Below are 3467 nucleotides of genomic sequence, written 5' to 3' on the forward strand. Positions count from 1 at the left end.
ATAGCTCGGCGACCGCTTCCATCTCCGCCCTGTGTTCGGCCGGCCTGCCCTCGGCGGAGAGGAACCTGTAGTTGAACCTCAAAAGCACGTCCGTCACCTTATACGCCTGATAATCGGCCGAAACCCTTACCTCGTGGCTCAGCCCGTCATAGAGGTTATAGGTCGTCAGAGGCATCTCGCCCCTGACACGGCCAAATCCGAGCCTGTAGGATACCATAAACCTTCCCCTACCGGCAAGGGAGTAATTGACGGACCAGATCATGCTCGTCATTCTCGCCCTCGTTTTGGAGCTGGCGATGACCCTGTCAAGCCCGCTGTTATCATCGTGCTGAAGCTTGGTCTCCCAGTAGAACGATCCAGACATCCTATGCCTGATTCCGACGGCGGCGGTCAGCTCCCTCTCCTCTATCCGAGCGGCGATCTGACCCGAATCCACGATCCGTTCGCTCGATTTGGATATCTCCATCTCCTGGAAGATCGAGAGCCGTTTGGAGATCCTCTGATCGCCGCTGAAACGCCACGATCGAATTCGGAGCGATCGGGATCTCTCGTTGGTGCGCCTGTTCAAGGAATCGGTCGCGCTCCATCTGACCCCGAACCTCATTCTCTCGGACGGCATGAGCTCCAATCTCACCCTGTTGACCGCCCTGCCGTAGACCGTCCTCTCCGTCCGTAAGCTCCTCAGCGTGTATAATTTCGCCAGATCGCCGGCCTCCTGCTCCTCCACCACGTTGGAGCTCACCTCGACCGTCAGCCATCTCAATTTCCCCCGAGGCTGAACCCTTCCCCTCATTGACGCCTCGACCGATGCGACGGGAAAATCGCCTACCGTTCTGATGAGCTTTATGTACTCCCCGTCTATGTAATCCTCGCGGTAGTGATACTCGTCGATCTTGACGTAGTTGCCCTGCCCTTTTGGAACTTTGACGAAGATCTCCTGCCGCCTGGGAGCCAGTCGCCTGTCTATCCTATAGCCTATGTCGAGCGATAAGATCCGATCGAACGGAGCCATCCTGAGTGAGATATCAGCCAGGTTAACGGTTGTAGCGCCTGATGAGATCGATGAAAGCCTCCTTCTGGATATGATCCCACGCAGATCAAGCGATCTGCCCCTTGCGTTCATCTCGAGACTCGCCGTCCTTGCGGAGGACTCCCTCATCCATCCTCCATCATTCCTGCCCTCTATCTCCTCCAGATCCAACTTCGTCCGGAATGAAATTGATCTCCCCTCCAGAAGCGAGATCTCACCGCCGAGCTGAGATCGCCTCCGACTTCGGTCGAAACCCTCTTCGGGATTGAGATCCTTAACCTCCGTTCTCCTCCACCGCACCTCTGTCCTCGCCGGACCGATCGAACGTGAAAGCGATAGCCGATCGGATCGATCCAGATAATCCGGTCTTCCCATCTTGTCGCTTCTGCCGTAGATGTGCTCGAAATCCAGGTTGATCAGGGAGGGATGTGAGTATCTCAGGGACTGCACCCAGGTGATCCTGTTCGAGTCCATATCCAGATCATCGGGATAATCCTCCATCGACCTGCTCAGCTCAGTCTCCATCTGCAGCGATCTGATCGGAGTAACCGATAGTTGTAGCTCATATCTCCCTTCTGTCGGGGGAACAGAGGGCTTCCAAATCCCGCCGATCAGAACGTCGCTGAATCTCTCGGTCTGATATTCGCTTTCATACTCCGAGCGAAGTCTGCTCTGAGGAGTGGCGCCTATCTGGAAGAAGTCGGCATCGATCCTGCGAGCGGAGAGGTTGAGCTTAAACCTCTCCCTGTCGGAGCTCAGAGCTCCCCTCCAGGCCATGCCCCGTCTTATCGGATTCAAGGCGGAGAAGGTGTTATCGTCCAGAGAGCTTAAGGCCATCTCAAGATCGAACGACGTTCCGCCGATCCAGTCCCCCCCGGCGGACATACCCCATACGGAATGCCTTGCCGGCGGCACCAGCTCCCTACCCTCACCGTTCACCCTGATATCCCTCCTTAGAAGCTCCAGATCCTCCTTGGGGAGGGGTTCAAACGGGTTGGACTTGTCGTCGAACTGGAGGGCGTAATCGGCCTGAATGAAGCCGTTTGAGAGGTTCATCCTACCGCCCAAGCCGTAGACCTCCTGCTTGTATGGCGACTCCTCATCTATGTATTCGAAATCGACCCTGATGACGTCGTTGGAGGTTATGAGATGTCTCGGCGTGAACTCTATAACCGGATCGCCGTAATCCCTTATCACGTAATCGTTCTCCTCGCCGCGTCTCATCCTCCTTCCGTTCAGCCACACGGTCTCGCTGCCGGCTATGACGACCACATATCTTCCGTCGGCTGAGATCCTGTAATGGTTCCGTCCCTCGACGCCTCGGATGGTCATAGAGCCCGATTTTCCCCTTGATGCGGCCCCCAACATCGTAAGCTGATATCCACCGCGGTTCAATTTCAACTGGGCGCCCTGGAGCCACTTCGGCGTGAACACAAGTTCGCTCCCCTCAAATCCCGCCTGGTAATCCCCCAAGGTGGCCGAGAAAAAGGGGCCGACGATCGAGATGAGAACCCTATCCAGATCCTGTATCTCCTCCGATGTTCCCTCCGGCTGTATCGGAAGATCCTGATCCGTCAACATCGCCGTCACCTGAATATCGGGGCCGACATTCCCCGAGACGTTCACCCTGAGGGATTGCGTGGGGGTGAGGGATCGGCCCGTTCCGAAGGAGATACCAAGGGTTTTCGTCCCGCTCACCTCCAACCCCCCTTCGGGTTTCATCACAAACGGCCGAGTCTCCTCAGGCCGGGGCGGGGATTCGGGCTCAACCTTTGTGATCTCACCCTTGGACCTGAAAATGTCGAGCGAGTAAATGGTCCTCAGTTTGAAAGGCAAGGTTTCATACTCCACCGTGGCGGTCATCTCACCTTCAACCGGCATCAGAAACAGGATCTCGCCCGTGTCATAATCTATCATGTAATCTCTATTCCGCCTCAGCATCCCCCTGCCCTGAGGCGTATCGATCCAAATCCGCTCGCTACCGATCAGGACTGGAAGTGATCTCAGGATATATCGCTGATACCTGGCCTTTACTCTGACCTGCTCCTTCCTCCGATAGAGCGAGACCTCCTTCGGATGGGCATAGGTCAGAAGTGAGATGAGGAAAAGGATAGCAGTTGTTGTGCATCGCATTCGGGTTGACATCGCGTTATAATCATAACCAAATGGAGGGGTTCAAGCAAGGTGTTCGCCATCTGGCAAGGTATCACCTCTCGATAGCATCACCGTAGTTAGGCAAAAACCATGCCGGGATGGGCTTTAGATTTAAAGCGGGTTTGTGGTTTGGAAGGCTGCCCCAAATCGTGCATCTGCACCCGAAACTGCCCGATTTCGTGCAGGGGGATGAGAACTGATCTACCCCCAGTTTTATCCCCCCTTTCAATAGCTCAGAGGAGATAAGGAGAAATAAGGCTCCAAACGAAACTCCTTCCAAGAA

At 55.4% G+C, this 3467-nt stretch carries 2 protein-coding genes; both read right to left on the minus strand.

All coding sequences use genetic code 11. The features are described from left to right. The coding region (locus J7M22_02835) for a hypothetical protein (protein MCD6505541.1) at window positions 1-3163 on the minus strand (3163 nt) is incomplete at its 3' end. 73 nt (window positions 3164-3236) lie between these two features. Next, window positions 3237-3467, minus strand: a 231-nt coding sequence (locus J7M22_02840; protein MCD6505542.1) for a hypothetical protein, incomplete at its 5' end; no start/stop codon positions are given.

This window comes from Candidatus Poribacteria bacterium, assembly GCA_021162805.1.
GTDB lineage: Bacteria > Poribacteria > WGA-4E > B28-G17 > B28-G17 > JAGGXZ01.